This is a genomic window from Flavobacterium glycines (assembly GCF_900100165.1).
GTDB lineage: Bacteria > Bacteroidota > Bacteroidia > Flavobacteriales > Flavobacteriaceae > Flavobacterium > Flavobacterium glycines.
The window spans coordinates 217,354-233,342 of the sequence record NZ_FNEO01000001.1; the positions used below are offsets into that span (position 1 = coordinate 217,354).

Annotated in this window: 16 protein-coding genes; 3 read left to right on the forward strand and 13 right to left on the reverse strand. The window is 34.8% G+C overall.

Annotated elements, in window-relative coordinates:
- Positions 1-6 precede the first annotated feature (6 nt).
- The 3 genes from BLR17_RS00810 (at position 7) to BLR17_RS00820 (ending at position 3,320) form a co-directional block, all read left to right on the forward strand.
- Positions 7-399, forward strand: a complete 393-nt coding sequence (locus tag BLR17_RS00810; RefSeq protein ID WP_066328451.1) for a DUF423 domain-containing protein — start codon at positions 7-9, stop codon at positions 397-399.
- A gap of 75 nt (positions 400-474) precedes the next feature.
- Complete coding sequence (pckA, locus tag BLR17_RS00815; RefSeq protein ID WP_066328449.1) at positions 475-2,064, forward strand: phosphoenolpyruvate carboxykinase (ATP); 1,590 nt, start codon at positions 475-477, stop codon at positions 2,062-2,064.
- Between the two features lie 155 nt (positions 2,065-2,219).
- Positions 2,220-3,320, forward strand: coding sequence for a DUF4407 domain-containing protein (locus BLR17_RS00820; protein WP_066328448.1), 1,101 nt, complete (start codon positions 2,220-2,222; stop codon positions 3,318-3,320).
- A gap of 145 nt (positions 3,321-3,465) precedes the next feature.
- Here BLR17_RS00820 and BLR17_RS00825 read toward each other — a convergent pair whose 3' ends face one another.
- From BLR17_RS00825 to hemW, 13 genes are all read right to left on the reverse strand, one after another.
- Complete coding sequence (locus BLR17_RS00825; protein ID WP_066328447.1) at positions 3,466-4,260, reverse strand: hypothetical protein; 795 nt, start codon at positions 4,258-4,260, stop codon at positions 3,466-3,468.
- A gap of 312 nt (positions 4,261-4,572) precedes the next feature.
- A complete protein-coding gene (locus BLR17_RS00830) occupies positions 4,573-5,250 on the reverse strand; it encodes a PH domain-containing protein (protein WP_066328446.1) in 678 nt (225 codons plus the stop codon).
- 182 nt (positions 5,251-5,432) lie between these two features.
- Positions 5,433-7,004: a sodium:solute symporter family protein gene (locus BLR17_RS00835; protein ID WP_066328445.1), complete on the reverse strand. Its 1,572-nt coding sequence runs from the start codon at positions 7,002-7,004 to the stop codon at positions 5,433-5,435.
- A gap of 11 nt (positions 7,005-7,015) precedes the next feature.
- Complete coding sequence (locus tag BLR17_RS00840; RefSeq protein WP_066328443.1) at positions 7,016-8,167, reverse strand: four-carbon acid sugar kinase family protein; 1,152 nt, start codon at positions 8,165-8,167, stop codon at positions 7,016-7,018.
- Positions 8,168-8,176: 9 nt separating this feature from the next.
- The gene (gene pdxA / locus BLR17_RS00845) at positions 8,177-9,217 is read right to left on the reverse strand and encodes a 4-hydroxythreonine-4-phosphate dehydrogenase PdxA (RefSeq protein ID WP_066328442.1); all 1,041 of its coding nucleotides are present in this window, start codon (positions 9,215-9,217) and stop codon (positions 8,177-8,179) included.
- A complete protein-coding gene (locus BLR17_RS00850; RefSeq protein WP_066328440.1) occupies positions 9,217-10,146 on the reverse strand; it encodes a dihydrodipicolinate synthase family protein in 930 nt (309 codons plus the stop codon). The genes pdxA and BLR17_RS00850 overlap by 1 nt, the downstream gene beginning before the upstream one ends.
- Positions 10,147-10,157: 11 nt before the next feature.
- Positions 10,158-11,300 carry an iron-containing alcohol dehydrogenase gene (locus BLR17_RS00855; RefSeq protein WP_066328438.1) on the reverse strand — a complete coding sequence of 381 codons (1,143 nt, stop codon included), beginning with the start codon at positions 11,298-11,300 and terminating at the stop codon, positions 10,158-10,160.
- Between the two features lie 103 nt (positions 11,301-11,403).
- Positions 11,404-12,411, reverse strand: coding sequence for a LacI family DNA-binding transcriptional regulator (locus tag BLR17_RS00860; protein WP_066328436.1), 1,008 nt, complete (start codon positions 12,409-12,411; stop codon positions 11,404-11,406).
- A 135-nt stretch (positions 12,412-12,546) separates the two neighbouring features.
- Entirely contained in the window at positions 12,547-12,915 is a 369-nt protein-coding gene (locus BLR17_RS00865) for an MmcQ/YjbR family DNA-binding protein (RefSeq protein ID WP_066328434.1), read from the reverse strand.
- The gene (locus BLR17_RS00870) at positions 12,912-13,313 is read right to left on the reverse strand and encodes a GNAT family N-acetyltransferase (protein WP_066328432.1); all 402 of its coding nucleotides are present in this window, start codon (positions 13,311-13,313) and stop codon (positions 12,912-12,914) included. The genes BLR17_RS00865 and BLR17_RS00870 overlap by 4 nt, the downstream gene beginning before the upstream one ends.
- Complete coding sequence (locus tag BLR17_RS00875; protein WP_066328546.1) at positions 13,310-14,059, reverse strand: cyclase family protein; 750 nt, start codon at positions 14,057-14,059, stop codon at positions 13,310-13,312. The genes BLR17_RS00870 and BLR17_RS00875 overlap by 4 nt, the downstream gene beginning before the upstream one ends.
- A gap of 50 nt (positions 14,060-14,109) precedes the next feature.
- The gene (locus tag BLR17_RS00880; protein ID WP_066328430.1) at positions 14,110-14,655 is read right to left on the reverse strand and encodes a hypothetical protein; all 546 of its coding nucleotides are present in this window, start codon (positions 14,653-14,655) and stop codon (positions 14,110-14,112) included.
- 31 nt (positions 14,656-14,686) lie between these two features.
- Positions 14,687-15,907: a radical SAM family heme chaperone HemW gene (gene hemW, locus BLR17_RS00885; protein WP_066328426.1), complete on the reverse strand. Its 1,221-nt coding sequence runs from the start codon at positions 15,905-15,907 to the stop codon at positions 14,687-14,689.
- Positions 15,908-15,989 lie beyond the last annotated feature (82 nt).

The following is a 15,989-nucleotide window of genomic DNA, read 5'->3' on the forward strand; positions in this document are numbered from 1 at the left end:
ACAAAAATGGATAAAAAAACAATTTCAACAGCGGCTTTACTTGGAATGATTACAATAATTTTAGGTGCTTTTGGCGCTCATGCATTAAAAAAAGTATTGAGTGTAGAACAATTAGCAACCTTTGAAACGGGAGTGCGCTACCAAATGTATCACGCTTTATTTTTAGTATTCATTGGACTCATTCCTGTTTTAACTTCGAAAACAAAAAAAATCATTTATAATCTGGTGCTTTTTGGTGTATTATTATTTTCAGGTTCCATCTATTTATTAGCAACAAACGGTTTAACCCCAATTGACTTTAGAGTAATTGGCTTTGTAACACCTATTGGCGGCTTTTTACTAATTAGTGCCTGGGCTGTTTTGTTCTATAATATCACAAAAAAGTCAGATAAAAATTAGGTATTCAAAAGTGGAACTAAAATATATGTTTTATCTTTAATGTAGAAACCTAAGAACTACTAAACAAGCTGCCTTATGATTGTCAAAAATTTGTTTTCACTTGAAAATATCGGAATTAAAGACGCTAAAATACATTACCAGCTAACTCCTGATGAGTTGCATCAACTGACCTTAAATCGTGGTGAAGGAATAGAAACTGCTACCGGAGCCTTAGCCATCAACACCGGAAAATTTTCGGGTCGTTCGCCACAGGATCGTTTTATTGTAAAAGACAGCATTACCGAAAATGAAGTTTGGTGGGGAGACATTAATATTCCTTTTGAACCTGCAAAATTTGATGCATTATATACTAAGATCACCGATTATTTATCCAATAAAGAAATCTTTGTCAGAGATGCTTATGTATGTGCCGACCCAAATTACCGATTAAATGTTCGCGTGATTACCGAAACACCTTGGGAAAATTTATTTGCCTACAATATGTTTCTCAGACCAAATGAAAAAGAACTGGATGGTTTTGTTGCAGACTGGACATTGATATGTGTACCAAGTTTCCAAGCCAATCCTAAAACCGATGGAACCCGTCAGGAAAATTTTGCGATATTAAATTTCAGCCGAAAAACTATCATCATTGGAGGAACTGCCTATACGGGCGAAATGAAAAAAGGGGTTTTCTCAGCTTTAAACTTTATGTTGCCCGTTTTTAAAAACACCTTACCAATGCATTGTAGTGCCAATGTGGGCGAAGATGGAGCAACCGCTATTTTCTTTGGATTGTCAGGCACCGGGAAAACGACCCTTTCTGCCGACCCCAACCGAAAATTAATTGGCGATGATGAACACGGATGGACCAGTGAAAATACCGTTTTTAATTTTGAAGGCGGTTGTTATGCCAAAGTTGTTAACTTAAGCGAAGAAAACGAACCTGATATTTTTAATGCGATAAAAAGAGGTGCATTATTAGAAAATATTGTTTTTAAAAAAGGCACTAATGAAGTGGATTATACTGATATTTCCGTTACTCCGAACACTAGAGTAAGCTATCCTATTGACCACATTCATAACATTCAACCGGGCTCTATTGGCTGCAATCCCAAAAACATCTTTTTCCTTACTGCTGATTCGTTTGGAATCCTGCCTCCCATTGCACGCTTAACTCCGGGTCAGGCTGCTTATCATTTTATTTCAGGCTACACCGCAAAAATCGCAGGAACTGAAGCCGGAATCAACGAGCCTCAGCCTAATTTTTCGGCTTGTTTTGGAGCACCATTCATGCCTTTGCACCCCACAAGATATGCCGAGATGCTGAGCCAAAAAATGAAAGATGCCAATGTAAAAGTTTGGCTTATCAATACTGGCTGGACCGGAGGTGCTTATGGCACCGGAAGCCGTATGAAACTAAAATATACCCGTGCCATGATTACAGCCGCTTTGAATGGTGAATTAGACAACGTAAACTTTCACAATCATGCCATTTTTAAAATGGCAATTCCTGAGAACTGTCCTAATGTTCCCGACGAAATTTTAAATCCCAGAAATACCTGGGAGAACAAAGATTTATACGATACAAAAGCCCGTGAACTGGCTCAAAAATTCAAAGCTAATTTTATAAAATTTGAATCGTTTGCCAATGACGAAATTTTAGCTGGAGCTCCGGAAGTATAAAATATTTTTTCTTCAAAAACACAAAAGCTATTCCAAAAGGAGTAGCTTTTTGTGTTTTAAAAAATCATAATCAAATATAAATCAGCTTTTTAGAATATTATTGATTTTTTGGCGCTAAATTTGTAATCAATCATCATCACTCAATCAAATCGATCATGTTAAAATCATTTTTTATCCTCTGTTCCGGAGCCGACAAAAACCTTCTCGAAGGCTGCTCTGAAGGGGAGCAAACAAAATATGTGGGTATTGGTGCTACGGTTTTCTTTACCGCAATCATGGCTTTTTTAGCCAGTGCTTATGCCCTTTTTACAGTCTTTGACAGTATTTATCCGGCTATTGCTTTTGGTATCGTTTGGGCGTTACTGATTTTCAATCTGGATCGTTTTATTGTATCTACCATTCGAAAAAGAGACCATTTCACAAGTGAATTACTCCAAGCGAGCCCACGATTTCTTTTGGCCATTATTATTGCTGTTGTTATTTCGAAACCTCTAGAAATTAAAATTTTCGAAAAAGAAATCAACACCGTTTTATTGAAAGAGAAAAACCAAATGGAACTGGCCAATAAAAATCAAATCAGCACTTATTTCAAATCGGATTTAGAAAAAAACAAGGCAGAAATTGACAGTCTTAAATCGGAAATTACCAAAAAAGAAAAAGAAGTCAATGCTTTATACGAAACTTATATTGCCGAAGCCGAAGGTACCAAAGGCACGATGAAACTGGGAAAGGGCCCTGTTTTTAAAGAAAAAATTGCCAAACACAATTTGGCTTCAGCCGAACTGGACACTATCAGGAAAACCAACCTGGCAAAAATTGCCGAAAAAGAAAACAAATCCAAATTATTACAGGCCGATTTAGAAAAGAAAGTCACAGAAACCAAACCCATCATTGATGGTTTTGACGGACTGATGGCCCGAATCAATGCTTTAAGTAAACTCCCTTTCTTACCTTCTTTTTTTATCATGCTGCTGTTTTTAGCCGTTGAGACCTCTCCTATTATTGCCAAACTATTATCACCTAAAGGCGAGTATGATTTTAAACTGGAAGATTTGGAAACTGCCTTAAAAACAACATTAAGTCAGGATAAATACCAACGTGAATTATTAGTAAAAACCAGTGCCGCCATGCACGATAAAGTATACGCTGATATTGCAGAAGACCAAAAGCTTTATGATTTACAACGAAAAAACGCAACGAATTTACTGGAACTGCAATCCAATAATTTTTTAGAGAAACAGAAGAAAACTTTATAAAACACAAAACCCGAGAACTAGAAAGTTTCGGGTTCTTGTTTTTTAGCTGAATACTTTCTCTCATCCTAAAAAAAGTTTACATGTTTTACAGGCACAAGCGGGACGCTTCAGCGAGCAGGAGAACTATAGTCGTTCTTGTATAAAGTTATTTATTTCCAAAATTAAAATTGTCCGCTATATGCTTAACATACAAATAACCAGTATAAGACAATTCATAAAATGTTTTCATATCGATTCTTAACCTTTCACCGATATCATAGGTTTTATTTTCATTTAAGTGAGAAAATTGAATTTCTTCTCCTTTGTTGAGTGAAAACCCAGTTTTATCAATCATTTGCATTTCTCCATTTCTTAATACAGTTAATCGAGTACCAATCCACTTGATTTTCAATTTTTTATTGTTTTCAATCTCAATATTTGTGTCAATTTCAGTTACTATTCCATTTCTATGCTCTAAACATTTTCTACAATTATTTATTGATAATATTTCGTCAGTCAAAATTAATGGCTTACTAACAATTTCTGAAGTAAGAGAAATTAGGGTCGGTAAATCTTTTTTCAGAAATTTTTTATTTATTCTTTTTTCGAAATCAACATATTCCCCGTACAACATTGTTTTCCCTTCAAGTTTTGTCATATCCAATAAATAATTTGCACGAGCCATACTCAAATTTAAACCTTTAATGATATCATTGATTCCATGATTAAACAACCACATATCAAGGTATATTTTCTTGTCTCCTACATAATTGATTTTATTGAATTCAAAATAACCTAAAACTGGTGGCGACGGGATTTCATCAAAAGGTATGTTCTTAAGATTTGAAGTTATAAAAGCTAACATATTACAAGAATTTTGAACAATTTCAACGTAGTCATTGATAATTGTCTCAGCTTCAAGTCTAATATCTACTCTTGTTATTTTTTTCTCTTCAGGCATTGTTTAAAATTGTAAAAAACTAGTTTATAAGCGTATAAAACAGACTCGTTTTATTTTAAAATAGCATATTATACATAAGTTTTGGCTTGTATTCTCTATTTTCTCAAATATATAAATAAATCTTACAAAAATTAAAGTTTTTTCAATAGCGTCTGGCTTTAGCCAGATGACAAGCATTTATAAAACAAAAAGGGCTTTAGCCCAATCTTAATACAGATTTCGGCTAAAGCCTTTCTAAATTTTAATTTTAAAACGGGTTAAAACCCGTTTCTATTGATATTTGCGATAACCAAATAATCAAACGAAGAAAAATTACATCAAACTCAAAATCTCTTTCTTGAAAGCATCATATTCGCCTTGTAAAATCAATCCGTTATCCAGTAGTTTTTTATAGTTCTGTAATTTCTCAAACAATTCGTCCTGAGTCAAACCTTTTAAATCATTATCTTTTGAAACCTCAGGAGATGAAAATACAGGAGGATTTGCCGGTAAAATTTCGGCAAAATCATTTACCTCTTCTGTTTCCATTTCTTCAATTTCATCGTCGATAATTGGAGCTGCTTCAATAACATTAGTTGTATTTGCGGCAGCAGTATTTTTCAATTGATCCAATTGTTCTTTAGCAAAAGTATAAATCTTTCTGGCCTGGATTTTTGGAATATAATCAATAGAAACGGTCAAATCAGTTTTGGTCGAAAATGAAAATTCAGAACCTAAAATATTTTCTTTCACAAAAGTTCCTTCAATCTGATCCCAGGTATAATCAGTAAAATCCATCGAAAGTCCTAAATTTTTAGGCTGGCAAATGATAATTCTTTTATTGGTCAAAACAATACTATCGGGAAAAACCGTAAGTGCCGGTTTTTTTTGAACCCCTATATATCCAATTTCCTCATTTTTCATCAATAAATCACTAAGCTTCGAAGTAATTTTCTCAATGGCTTTAGGATCTTGTTCCTCGTTTAAAAATTTCTTAATCTGATCTTTCATTATGTGGCTGAATTTATTTTATATTGGTTAAACAGTCTTTTTTAGACATTACAAAATTAAAGTCTAATTTCTTAAATAGGAGTTAATTATCCTAGTTTTATTAGTACTTTATTTTCTATAACTAAAAAAGCCTTAGTTGCTTTGTAGAAAACAACTAAGGCTTTTTTTTGAATTTCGTTATATTAAAAAACGCCACTTCTCTTTTTTTCTAAATAACCATAATAAGTAAGATTAGCAGGCACTTCTACTTTTGGAAAGAAGTAACTGGCTATCCAACCCACAAAAAACAATACAAAATGGCTATAAACTCCTAACATATATCGATGGTGCGTATAATTGTAATCTCCAAAATCTAAAATAAGATGTCTTTGATCTCCGGTTCCCGTTGCTGTAGAAGTCAGTAAAGCATATCCTGTGAATAAAATACAAGCTACAATTCCTACACTCAAACCTTTTTTATTAGCGCGATTTACAAACAAGCCTAACAAGAGCATCCCCGCTATTCCACCTGAAAAAATTGCATAAAGCATAAAAACTGTCGACAAAATCCCATCACTTTCACCGGCATAAACATAAAAACTAGCTATCAATATAGAAGCTAAACCGGCCACCATAACTAAAATTTTCCCCATTCGAAGTTGTTGTGCTCCGGAACTTTTAGGATACAAACGTTTGTAATAGTCATCTACCCCTACAGCTGCCAGACAGTTCAAATCGGCATCCAAACTGGAAATTGCTGCAGCTATCAATGCCGATAAAATCAAACCTATTAAACCCGGTGGCAATTGGGTAGTAATAAAATGAGGGAAAACCGCATCTGATTTGATTCCTTCAGGCAATGCTATATCAGAATGTAAACCATAAAAAGAAAACAATGCCGTACCTATAAACATAAAAGCAATCCAAACAGGTACAGTAATCCCAATCCCTAAAATCGATGCTTTTATAGCATCTTTATCTGATTTTGCAGTAAGATAACGTTGCACAATCGTTTGGTCGGCACCGTATTTTTGAATAGCATAAAAAATACCGTTGATAGTCATCACCCAAAACGTAAGGTTAACAAAGTCGAAATTATAAGGACCAAAACCTATTTTATCATGATCTACAGCATAATTTACAATAGCTCCAAGTCCTCCGTCAGTCTTTAAAAGAATAACAGCAATAGCAACGATACCTCCTAAAATCAGTAAGAATCCCTGAATAACATCCAACCAAATTACTGCTTCCATTCCTCCAAAAAGCGTAATGAAAACAATTGCAATCCCTATTATCCAGATTATCGTTAACGTATCAACTCCGGTCATTGAAGACAAAGCCAAAGCCAACAGAAATAATACCGAACCCATTTTAGAAAAATGAGCAAAAATAAATCCTAATGAGCCATAGACTCTGGCAAGATATCCAAACCTTTTTTCGAAATATTCATAAGCACTTAAACCGATTACATTACGATACAAAGGCACTATAAACCGAATAGAAAAAAACAATACTACCGGAACCATAAAACCCTGAATAAGAAGAATCCAATTGGATTTATAGCCTTCTCCCGGATAAGCTAAAAATGTTACACTACTGATTAAGGTTGCAAATATTGACATTCCAACTGCCCAGGCCGGGATATTCCCTCCTGCTGCAAAATATTGATCTGTACTAGTATTTTTTTTGGAGTACCTAACCCCAAACCAAAAGGTAATGATAAGTGATAAAACAATAATTAAATAATCAATAAAATGTAATGATGATTCATTCATAGCTTAAAAGATTAAAATTTCCAGACAGAATCAGTCCATTGATAACTTCCTGGCTTTAGGGTTAAATACATTTCTTTTTGTTGCTCTATTCTCATTCTAATTACCCCTTGCGCTAATTCCTGCTCAGGGTAAAACTTTTTATAGTCTAAATATTCGATTATAGAATAAGCTGTTGCCCCACCTTCTATCAATAATTCTTCTAAATGTACTTTTTCAAGCACTTTTTTTACAACTTTGGCAAATGTTTCTCTTATTCTGTCTGAAATTACTTCAATGTTTTTACATTCCAGCGTATCAACAGCAATTATTACCTTATCATTCTTTTCAATTGCATTACTAATCTGTACTGACCATTGTTCTATAAGCTGCTCCGCACTTTCCTCACAAAGGATAGCTTTGGGCATATATAAAACACTTCCGCCGGCTTCTTTTACTTTCTTTACTACCTCCCTGCTTGGTGCATGATTGCTTCCACACACATACAAGGCTTTTTTACCAAAGGTGAAAGTAGTTTTCATTGGACTAACATCCTTTTTAATCTTCGCTAATATAGCATTAAAAAATCCGGCACCACCGGCAGGCAACATCGTTTCGTCAACTACATTAGCCCAGCCTGTGAGTTCTTCATTTGTTGGAGTATTTCCAATGATGAAACCTTCACAAGGCATTTCCTGCCCCAATGAAACAGAAACCGATTGGTTTTTATACTCTTTCCCAATCAAATCAATAACATTAGAAGTACAGCCCTGATCAAATTCATCCTCAAAAAGACCAGACTCCATCAAAGGAATTTTATTGATATAATAAACCCCGTCAACTATGGTTCTGTTTAGCGATGGATTAGCAGGAACCAACAATACTTTTTTCTTGCCCGATACATGCAACTGTATTTCCAATTCATCGCCTACCCTTCCGCGAAGCAAAGAATCGGTTTTCTTATAAATAAAATCGGGACGTAATTTAAGTAATTCTTCTGTAATCTTCTTAATTTCTTTTTGGGCTTCTGTTTTACACAAAGACCTCGTATTTGTTGCAATTACCAAAATATCACAGTCATAATGTGTGTTTACGCCAGTATCTATAGTAACCGTAAAACCGTTACGAAGACCTATTCCGCCTATTTCGGCAGCACCTGTAAAATCATCTGATATAACTGCTATCATCTTTACTATTTATTGTCCCTGTTTATTTCTATGTAATTTAGCTGCATATTCTATAGCAAGTACCATTGCATCCGGACTGGCGATGCCTTTACCGGCAATTTCCATAGCGGTACCGTGATCAACAGAAGTTCTGATAATTGGTAATCCCAATGTTATATTCACTCCTCTTACACTTTTCATTTGTCCTTTGGACTGATCCCAGTTGAAACCTACCGTTTTAAAAGGAATATGTCCCTGATCGTGGTACATAGCCACACAACCATCATAAACACCACCAATGGCTTTTGGAAACAAAGTATCGGCAGGAATTGGTCCCTCAACATTAAAGCCTCTTTTTAAGGCTTCCTGAACTGCAGGAAGAATTTCCTGTTCTTCTTCCCAACCAAATAACCCTCCGTCACTAGCATGCGGATTTAATCCTGCCACGCCTATTTTAGGATTAGCAACTCCCAGTTTTTTACAGGCATCATCTATAAGATAAATAGTATCCAGAATTCGGTCTTTTTTAACCAAATCACAGGCTTGTCTTAAAGAAACGTGTGTTGAAACATGGACTACTCTTAAATTTTCTTCCACTAATAACATTCCGTACTTTTTAGTATCGGTATAATGCGCATAGATTTCAGTATGACCTGCAAAAACGTGTCCTGCCTTTTGGATAGACTCTTTATTGATTGGACCAGTAACGGTACCGTCAATTTCTCCGGCTAAGGCCAATTCTATATTTCTAACTACGGTTCTAAAAGATACATCACCCGCTTCGGCTGTGATTTCGCCCATCTTTAAATCGGCGATATTCATATAATTCAAATCAAAAACATCGGCTGTGCCTTTTTCAAATTTAGCGTCGGCAATTTTTGAAATTCGGTTTACTTTTAAATCCAGTCCGCAAAACGCTATCGCCTGCTCAAACACATCGGCTTCACCCACTAAAACCGGTCGGCTTACCTCATAGACTTTGGAATCTAATAATGCTTTTACGGCCACTTCCGGTCCTATACTTGCGGGATCTCCCATTGTTATCCCTAAGATTGGCTTATTATTCTCCATTATGCAATACTGTTTAAGCTTTTTAAATCGTTTCCGTAGTTATTTATTTTTTCTAATGCAATCTTCTCATCGGCAGCACCTACGGCAATCATAGGCAGTAAAACCGCTTTTGAACAAAGTTTATGATGAGCCAATAAAACCTTTAAAATCGGAATAGCATTAACCAAAATTTGGTTTTCCTGATAAATCTTCGAAATAGCATCACTTTTTTCCTGAGCCGCTTTTGCTGAAGCATCATCACCAGAAAGCACCGCATTGTAAATAGTACTATACAATTCAGGAGTTAAATTTCCTGTACTTGGCACCAATCCGTCAGCTCCTAATTTCATACCTTCATAAGATTTAGCCGCCCAACCTAACAGATAAGAGAAATCAGCTCTGTCTTTCCAAAGTCCGATAGCTTTTGCCATACGTTCTTCTCCTCTTTCCGATTCTTTGTAACCCACAATGTTTGGGTGTTTACTCAATTCATCGGCAGTTTCTAAATCAATAGACATATTAGTTGTCATTGGCATATTATAAACAATAAGCGGCAATGCAACTGCTGACGCTAATTGTTGGAAATAATTCAAAATATGATTTTGATTTAAAGGGTAATAGTATGGAACGTGAGCCACTAGAACATCAACACCTAAATCAGTATAAATCTTAGCCTGATCTAGAGATTCCTGAAAACAATTCCCCGAAATTCCGGCATAAACAGTTGCTTTTCCTTTAGCTACTTCAACGGTTTTTTTAACCAAAGCCACTTTACTTTCGAAAGAAATAGAACTCGATTCTCCGGTAGTTCCCAGTACAAAAGGATGACATCCTCCATCAATTAAATGATTGACTAACACAGCTACTGCCTCTAAATCGATACCCGAGTCAGCACGCAATGGAGTTACCATTGGCACTACTACACCATTATATTTTTTTAAATTTTTCATTTTTGTTTTAACTAAAAAGCCGATTGATAAATAGCTACCGCATCCTCTACGGCAATTTCTCTTATATTATTTTTCAACAAACGTTGCACTTTGATAGCACCTTCTGCTAATTTAGTAATCGATTCTTCTTTCACACCTGCATGAGCTAAAGAAGTTGGCAAACCACAGTCGGCAATTAGTTGTTTCATGATTTTCACTCCTTCTAAAGCGGTTTCTCTCGACGTATTTTTCTTTTCTGCACCTAAAACTTCGGCAATTCGTTCATATTTACTGGCATCTTCTTCAATATTATATTCCATCACATAAGGCAATAATAAAGCATTAGATAAACCATGCGGTATATGGTATTCTACTCCCAAAGGATAAGACAACGCATGTACTGCGGCAGTATTTACCGGCCCAAGACACATTCCTCCATACATACTACCCAAAGCAACCTGAGTTCTGGCTTCTATATCGGTTCCATCATCACAGGCTCTTTTTAAATATTTAGCAATAAGACGAACTCCTTCTAAAGCATATAAATCCACAAAAGGATGTGCAAATTTATTAGTATAAGCCTCTAAACAATGTGTTAACGCATCGATTCCTGTGGCAGCTGTCACACTTTTAGGCAATAACACAGTCAAAACAGGGTCGATATAAGCCGCATCAGGAACTAAATATGGACTTATAACCCCTACTTTTTCCCCTAAATTATTAACAAATATAGCATTTGGCGACACCTCACTTCCGGTTCCTGAAGTGGTTGGAATACAAGCCACATAAGTTTGTCTTTCTTTTAAATTCCCTATACCTTTAATTTCGTCTAATGATTGTGTATTTTTCAATTGGGCAGCAACTAATTTTGCTACATCCAATACACTTCCTCCTCCAACACCCACAACACTATCAGCATTAAAAGCAATGGCTTTTTCTAAAACTTCATTAAAATCATCAAATGTAGGCTCTCCTTTTATCGACTCATCTACAAAAACAGCAACTCCATTTTCTTTTAATTTTTCTATATAAGGAACCAAAGTGTTAGCTAATTCAGAAATACCAATCAAAAACATGCGTTTTAAACCACTTGCTACAAAATCATCAACAAAACGCTGCATACTTCCCTCTCCAAAAACAACTCGATTAGGATTTAAAATTACAATTTCTTTCATTTTTTATATTTTAACACAAATCACTTAAAAACGAACCCTTAAGATTAAAAACAGCATTATTTCCAAAAATGTAAACGTTTACATTTTTGGAAATAAAAAAAGTCTAGACAATAGGAGCTGTAGACTTTCTTAACATTAACTCCGTTTTCAATATAACATTTTCTTTTTCCCTGGTTGGATTTACAATCCTTTCATACAACATCTCTGCTGCTTTTCTTCCCATATCAAATCCCGGTTGACGGACAGCAGACAATGGGGGATTTAACGAAATAGACCAAGGCATATCATCAAAACCAACTATAGAAATATCTTCAGGAATTTTGATACTTTTAGCATGAATAGCTTCAAGCGCCCCCAAAGTCAACAAATTATTCCCTGAAAATATAGCCGTTGGACGGTTATCTAATTCTAAAATTTTGTTCGCAATTTCAAATCCACTTTTGTAGTCGGTATCTCTGGCAAAAACCAAACTCTCATCAAAAGCAACTCCATATTCACTCAAGGCTTTTTTATAACCGCTCAAACGCTCAATGTAAGTAGGAATTTTAAAATTACCCGAAATAAACGCTATCCGTTTATGACCTATACTCAGCAAATGACTAATTGCACTAAAAGCCCCCTGTTCATTATTTACTTTAACAACATCAACATCAACATCAGTCAATCCCCTGTCAATACAAACAACAGGAATATTCTTTTTTACCAAATTTTCCACTCCTTTATCCTTCCCATGAATAGGAGCCACGATTAAACCGTCGATATTTTCAGACTGAAGAATGTCTAAGTATAATTTTTCCTTTTTTTCGTCCTGACCAAAGTTACCAATCATAACGGCAAAGTTATTCTGATAGGCATAATCTTCAACACCTCTAACTACATCAACGAAAAATGGATTTTGAATATCAGGGATAACCAGACCTAATAATTTAGTTTTCTTACTGGTACTTCTTAGTCGTTGCGCTACACGATTCGGTTTGTATTCTAAAGCAGCTATTGAAGCCTGAACTTTAAGCATAGTAGCTTTACTTACCTTAGGATCATTATTTATCACCCTAGATACTGTGGCTATAGAAACCTTCGAATGTTCTGCTACTGCTTTTAAATTTGACAATTTTGAATAATGTAAACGTTTACATCGCAAATATGAAGAATTAAAATCAAAAAAACAAATTTAGCCCACTTTTATCGTATAATTTCCCAAAACATAGCCAAAATCTTAGAAAGAAAACAAATAAGCATTCAAAATCTATTCTAAAGCTAAAATTTCGTTTTGAATCTTTTTAGTTAAACTACTAAAAACCAAATCATAAGAATGATCTATCATTTCTTTCAAAAATAAATCTGAAATTTCCGAATTTATGGAAACGGTATTCCAATGCACTTTACTCATGTGATATCCGGCTTGAATACTATCGTACTGCGCTCTTAGCTCAAGAGCCCAATCGGGTTTGCATTTTAAATTAACTGACGGCTCCCCGGCCTCCCATTGCTTTAATGACGAAAGTGCAAACATTTTCTCTCCCACCTTAAAAACTAAAGTATCCTGATCAAAAGGAAAATGTTCGGTCACTCCTTTTTTAGAAATACAATATTCATAAAACTCTTCTAAATTCATAACAAAACTTTTTCCATTAATTTCTCAGGAGTTGCCAATGCTTTAAAACCGAATTTTTCATATAAAAAATGCGCATCGGTAGTAGCCAATCTCCAGATTTTAACTGATTGCAATTTCGGTTCTTTCATCATTGCATCAATCAGTAAAGACGAATAACCATTACCACGATATTTTTCAGCAATAAAAACATCCATTAAATAAGCAAAAACCACATAATCGGTAATCACACGCGCAAAACCTATTTGTTTATCATCCAAATAAATTCCAAAACAAAAAGAGTTGGCAATACAAACCTCCACTTCTTCAATCGTTCTGGGCGCCGCCCAATAAATATCTTTTGTGAAATTATGAATAAAAGAAATATCTAATTTACTTTTATCAGTAGAAATGCTAATCATATTTTATACAAAATGGGTTTACTCGGACTGGCATCATTTTCAAAAGAAGCAATTTGTAAATTCAATAAATAATTCCCGTCAGGAACATTATCAGGAACAAAAATCATTTCGGTAATCGTACAATTCAAGCGGGCATCGGCATTCAAATTACTCACATCTTTCACATTCCAAAAGGCCTTATGTGCCAGTAATTTCCCCTCATCATGTTCTTTATCCACACTGGGCAAATCAATTAACAAATGCTGAATCCCGCTTTCGCGAATAAAAATCGCCGCTTCTTCAGACAAATAAGGCGGATTGCTATTCGAATAATTTTGATGTTGTTTAGTTTCTAAATTAGGAAGTGTACGAATAATCAAAGCTCCCACTACTTCACCTCTCAAAAGTACTTCCAATTGATTTTTTCCAATCACAAAATCTTCTCCCTGAACTTCAGGTTCAACTGAAACCAATTTAGCGAAGTAAAAAAATTGCTTTAAACATTGATTGATACTATAAAATTCTTTAGTGATGTGCCCCAGACATTCAGTATGCGTGCCATGCCCATGCGGATTAAAAACAATGGTATTAAAATTGGTCGAAGCACCTTCTTTGACACTTCCTGTCCAATCTCCAAAAACAACAGGTTTTATTTCCGGTTTATCCAAATACCAGGCAATAGGATTCGCATCGGTATTCGATAACGGGATGGAAATATCAATTGGTTTTGATAAGTCGACTTCGAAGTTGTTTATTGTTACTAGCATAGTTGTTTTTACCACAAGATTCACTAAGGATTATATGAATTGCAAAATATTCATTTAGAATAAATATTGGATTTGTATATCAATGTATCAATTTCTGGCGGAGGTGGTGGAGGTGGCAAAATACTTTTTAAATTTCCAAAATCAACATATCTTTTTACCGGAATGAATTTCAGTTTAGCCTTAAAACTTCCTAATGAATCTATAAAATTATAAAGTTTTTTAGGAGCATTATGACCATAAATATAAATCATTTTATTTTCGTCTTTTTTAGAAATGTTTAAAAGATAGCTTTCACCATCTTGCAAATTATCTTGAACATAGACAGTATCAAACTTTTCAAAATCAAATTGACTTAAATACTTATTCAATTCATTTTTATCTTCTTTTTTTAGTATTGCATAAAAAATCTCTACTGGAGAAGGAAATCTTTTTTGGAGATAAACAGTATCTGTTTTTGTAAATTTAATAGAATTATTATGATGCAAGCCCGCATAAGAGAAAACAAAGCTTTCATAAGGAAATGATTTTACTTCATCCTTTTTAACACAAGATATTAAAACCAAAATCAAAGCAATAAATGTAATTTCAGTTTTCATAATACTTTTAATTTATTAATTCTCAACCCTCTCAAAGCTCTTCTTTGTGCTCTTGGTGGTTAGACCTATTCCAAATTAAATAAAACAAATCACTCGCAATTCCATCCGTTAAAAACTTTCCTTTTTTTGTTGGTCTCAGAATGTTATTTTCGATAAAAAGCAAGTCATCGCTTAAAAATTTCTGTGCTTGTTTCAGTAAATAATCCAGGTAATTTTGTCCAAATTCAGATTGAATTCGCTCCAAAGAAACACCCCAAATCGTTCGTAATCCCGTCATAATATATTCGTTGTAACGGTCGGAAACCGATAAAATTTCGATTTCATTTGGCAATCGATTTTCTTTTATTGCTTTTAAATAAAGTGTATTATTAGCAATATTCCAACTTCTGGAAATCCCATCATAACTATGTGCCGAAGGACCAATTCCAATGTATTTTTTCCCTAACCAATACGCCGAATTGTTCTTCGAAAAATAATCTGGCTTTCCAAAATTAGACAACTCATAATGCAAAAATCCATTCGCTTCAAGTGTTTCCATCAAAATCATAAAATGCGCCGAAGCCACCTCATCTTTTGGTTCCGCTATTTTTCCAGTCTGAATCAATTTATTCAATGCCGTTTTTGGTTCGACCGTCAAGGCATAACTCGAAATATGCGGAACACCAAAACTCAAAGCCGTTTCGATATTTTGTTTCCAACGTTCATCACTCATCCTCGGAATCCCATAAATCAAATCCAGCGAAATATTATCAAAATACTTCGTTGCTATTTCAAGGCATTTTTTGGCTTCCTCCGAATTGTGTGCCCGATTCATCATTTTCAAATCGTCTTCAAAAAATGACTGGATTCCTATAGACAAACGATTGATTCCTATAGAACGATATTCTTCAAAAATAGTTCTCGACTCCGCTCGAACTGACAGTTCAGACTCATTGTCACATCGAGCGAAGTCGAGATGCAAATCATCTGGATTAGCCTCAAGCGTAATTTCCGGATTTTCTGAAACGATGTAATTTTTATAAATAGCATCAATCAAAAGTCTCAAATCTGAAATCTGCAATACTGAAGGCGTTCCTCCGCCGAAATAAATCGTCTCAACAACTTCGTCCTTAAACTCATTTTTACGCAGCTCGATTTCTTTGGCTAAAGCCAAAACCATTTCATCTTTCTTCTTCATCGAAATCGAAAAATGAAAATCACAATAATGGCAAGCCTGTTTGCAAAACGGTATATGTATGTAGATCCCTGACATAGTGTTCAGTGTTCAGATTTTTAGTAATCAGTTTTAATAACAGTAGTCAGTAGTCAGTTTTATTAATGGTCAGTGCATAACT

Excerpts from the sequence above, each read along its gene's own strand:
- BLR17_RS00810 (WP_066328451.1), top strand. The coding sequence starts at position 7 with ATGGATAAAAAAACAATTTCAACAGCGGCTTTACTTGGAATGATTACA.
- pckA (WP_066328449.1), top strand. The coding sequence starts at position 475 with ATGATTGTCAAAAATTTGTTTTCACTTGAAAATATCGGAATTAAAGAC.
- BLR17_RS00820 (WP_066328448.1), top strand. The coding sequence starts at position 2,220 with ATGTTAAAATCATTTTTTATCCTCTGTTCCGGAGCCGACAAAAACCTT.
- BLR17_RS00825 (WP_066328447.1), bottom strand. The coding sequence starts at position 4,260 with ATGCCTGAAGAGAAAAAAATAACAAGAGTAGATATTAGACTTGAAGCT.
- BLR17_RS00830 (WP_066328446.1), bottom strand. The coding sequence starts at position 5,250 with ATGAAAGATCAGATTAAGAAATTTTTAAACGAGGAACAAGATCCTAAA.
- BLR17_RS00835 (WP_066328445.1), bottom strand. The coding sequence starts at position 7,004 with ATGAATGAATCATCATTACATTTTATTGATTATTTAATTATTGTTTTA.
- BLR17_RS00840 (WP_066328443.1), bottom strand. The coding sequence starts at position 8,167 with ATGATAGCAGTTATATCAGATGATTTTACAGGTGCTGCCGAAATAGGC.
- pdxA (WP_066328442.1), bottom strand. The coding sequence starts at position 9,217 with ATGGAGAATAATAAGCCAATCTTAGGGATAACAATGGGAGATCCCGCA.
- BLR17_RS00850 (WP_066328440.1), bottom strand. The coding sequence starts at position 10,146 with ATGAAAAATTTAAAAAAATATAATGGTGTAGTAGTGCCAATGGTAACT.
- BLR17_RS00855 (WP_066328438.1), bottom strand. The coding sequence starts at position 11,300 with ATGAAAGAAATTGTAATTTTAAATCCTAATCGAGTTGTTTTTGGAGAG.
- BLR17_RS00865 (WP_066328434.1), bottom strand. The coding sequence starts at position 12,915 with ATGAATTTAGAAGAGTTTTATGAATATTGTATTTCTAAAAAAGGAGTG.
- BLR17_RS00870 (WP_066328432.1), bottom strand. The coding sequence starts at position 13,313 with ATGATTAGCATTTCTACTGATAAAAGTAAATTAGATATTTCTTTTATT.
- BLR17_RS00875 (WP_066328546.1), bottom strand. The coding sequence starts at position 14,059 with ATGCTAGTAACAATAAACAACTTCGAAGTCGACTTATCAAAACCAATT.
- BLR17_RS00880 (WP_066328430.1), bottom strand. The coding sequence starts at position 14,655 with ATGAAAACTGAAATTACATTTATTGCTTTGATTTTGGTTTTAATATCT.
- hemW (WP_066328426.1), bottom strand. The coding sequence starts at position 15,907 with ATGTCAGGGATCTACATACATATACCGTTTTGCAAACAGGCTTGCCAT.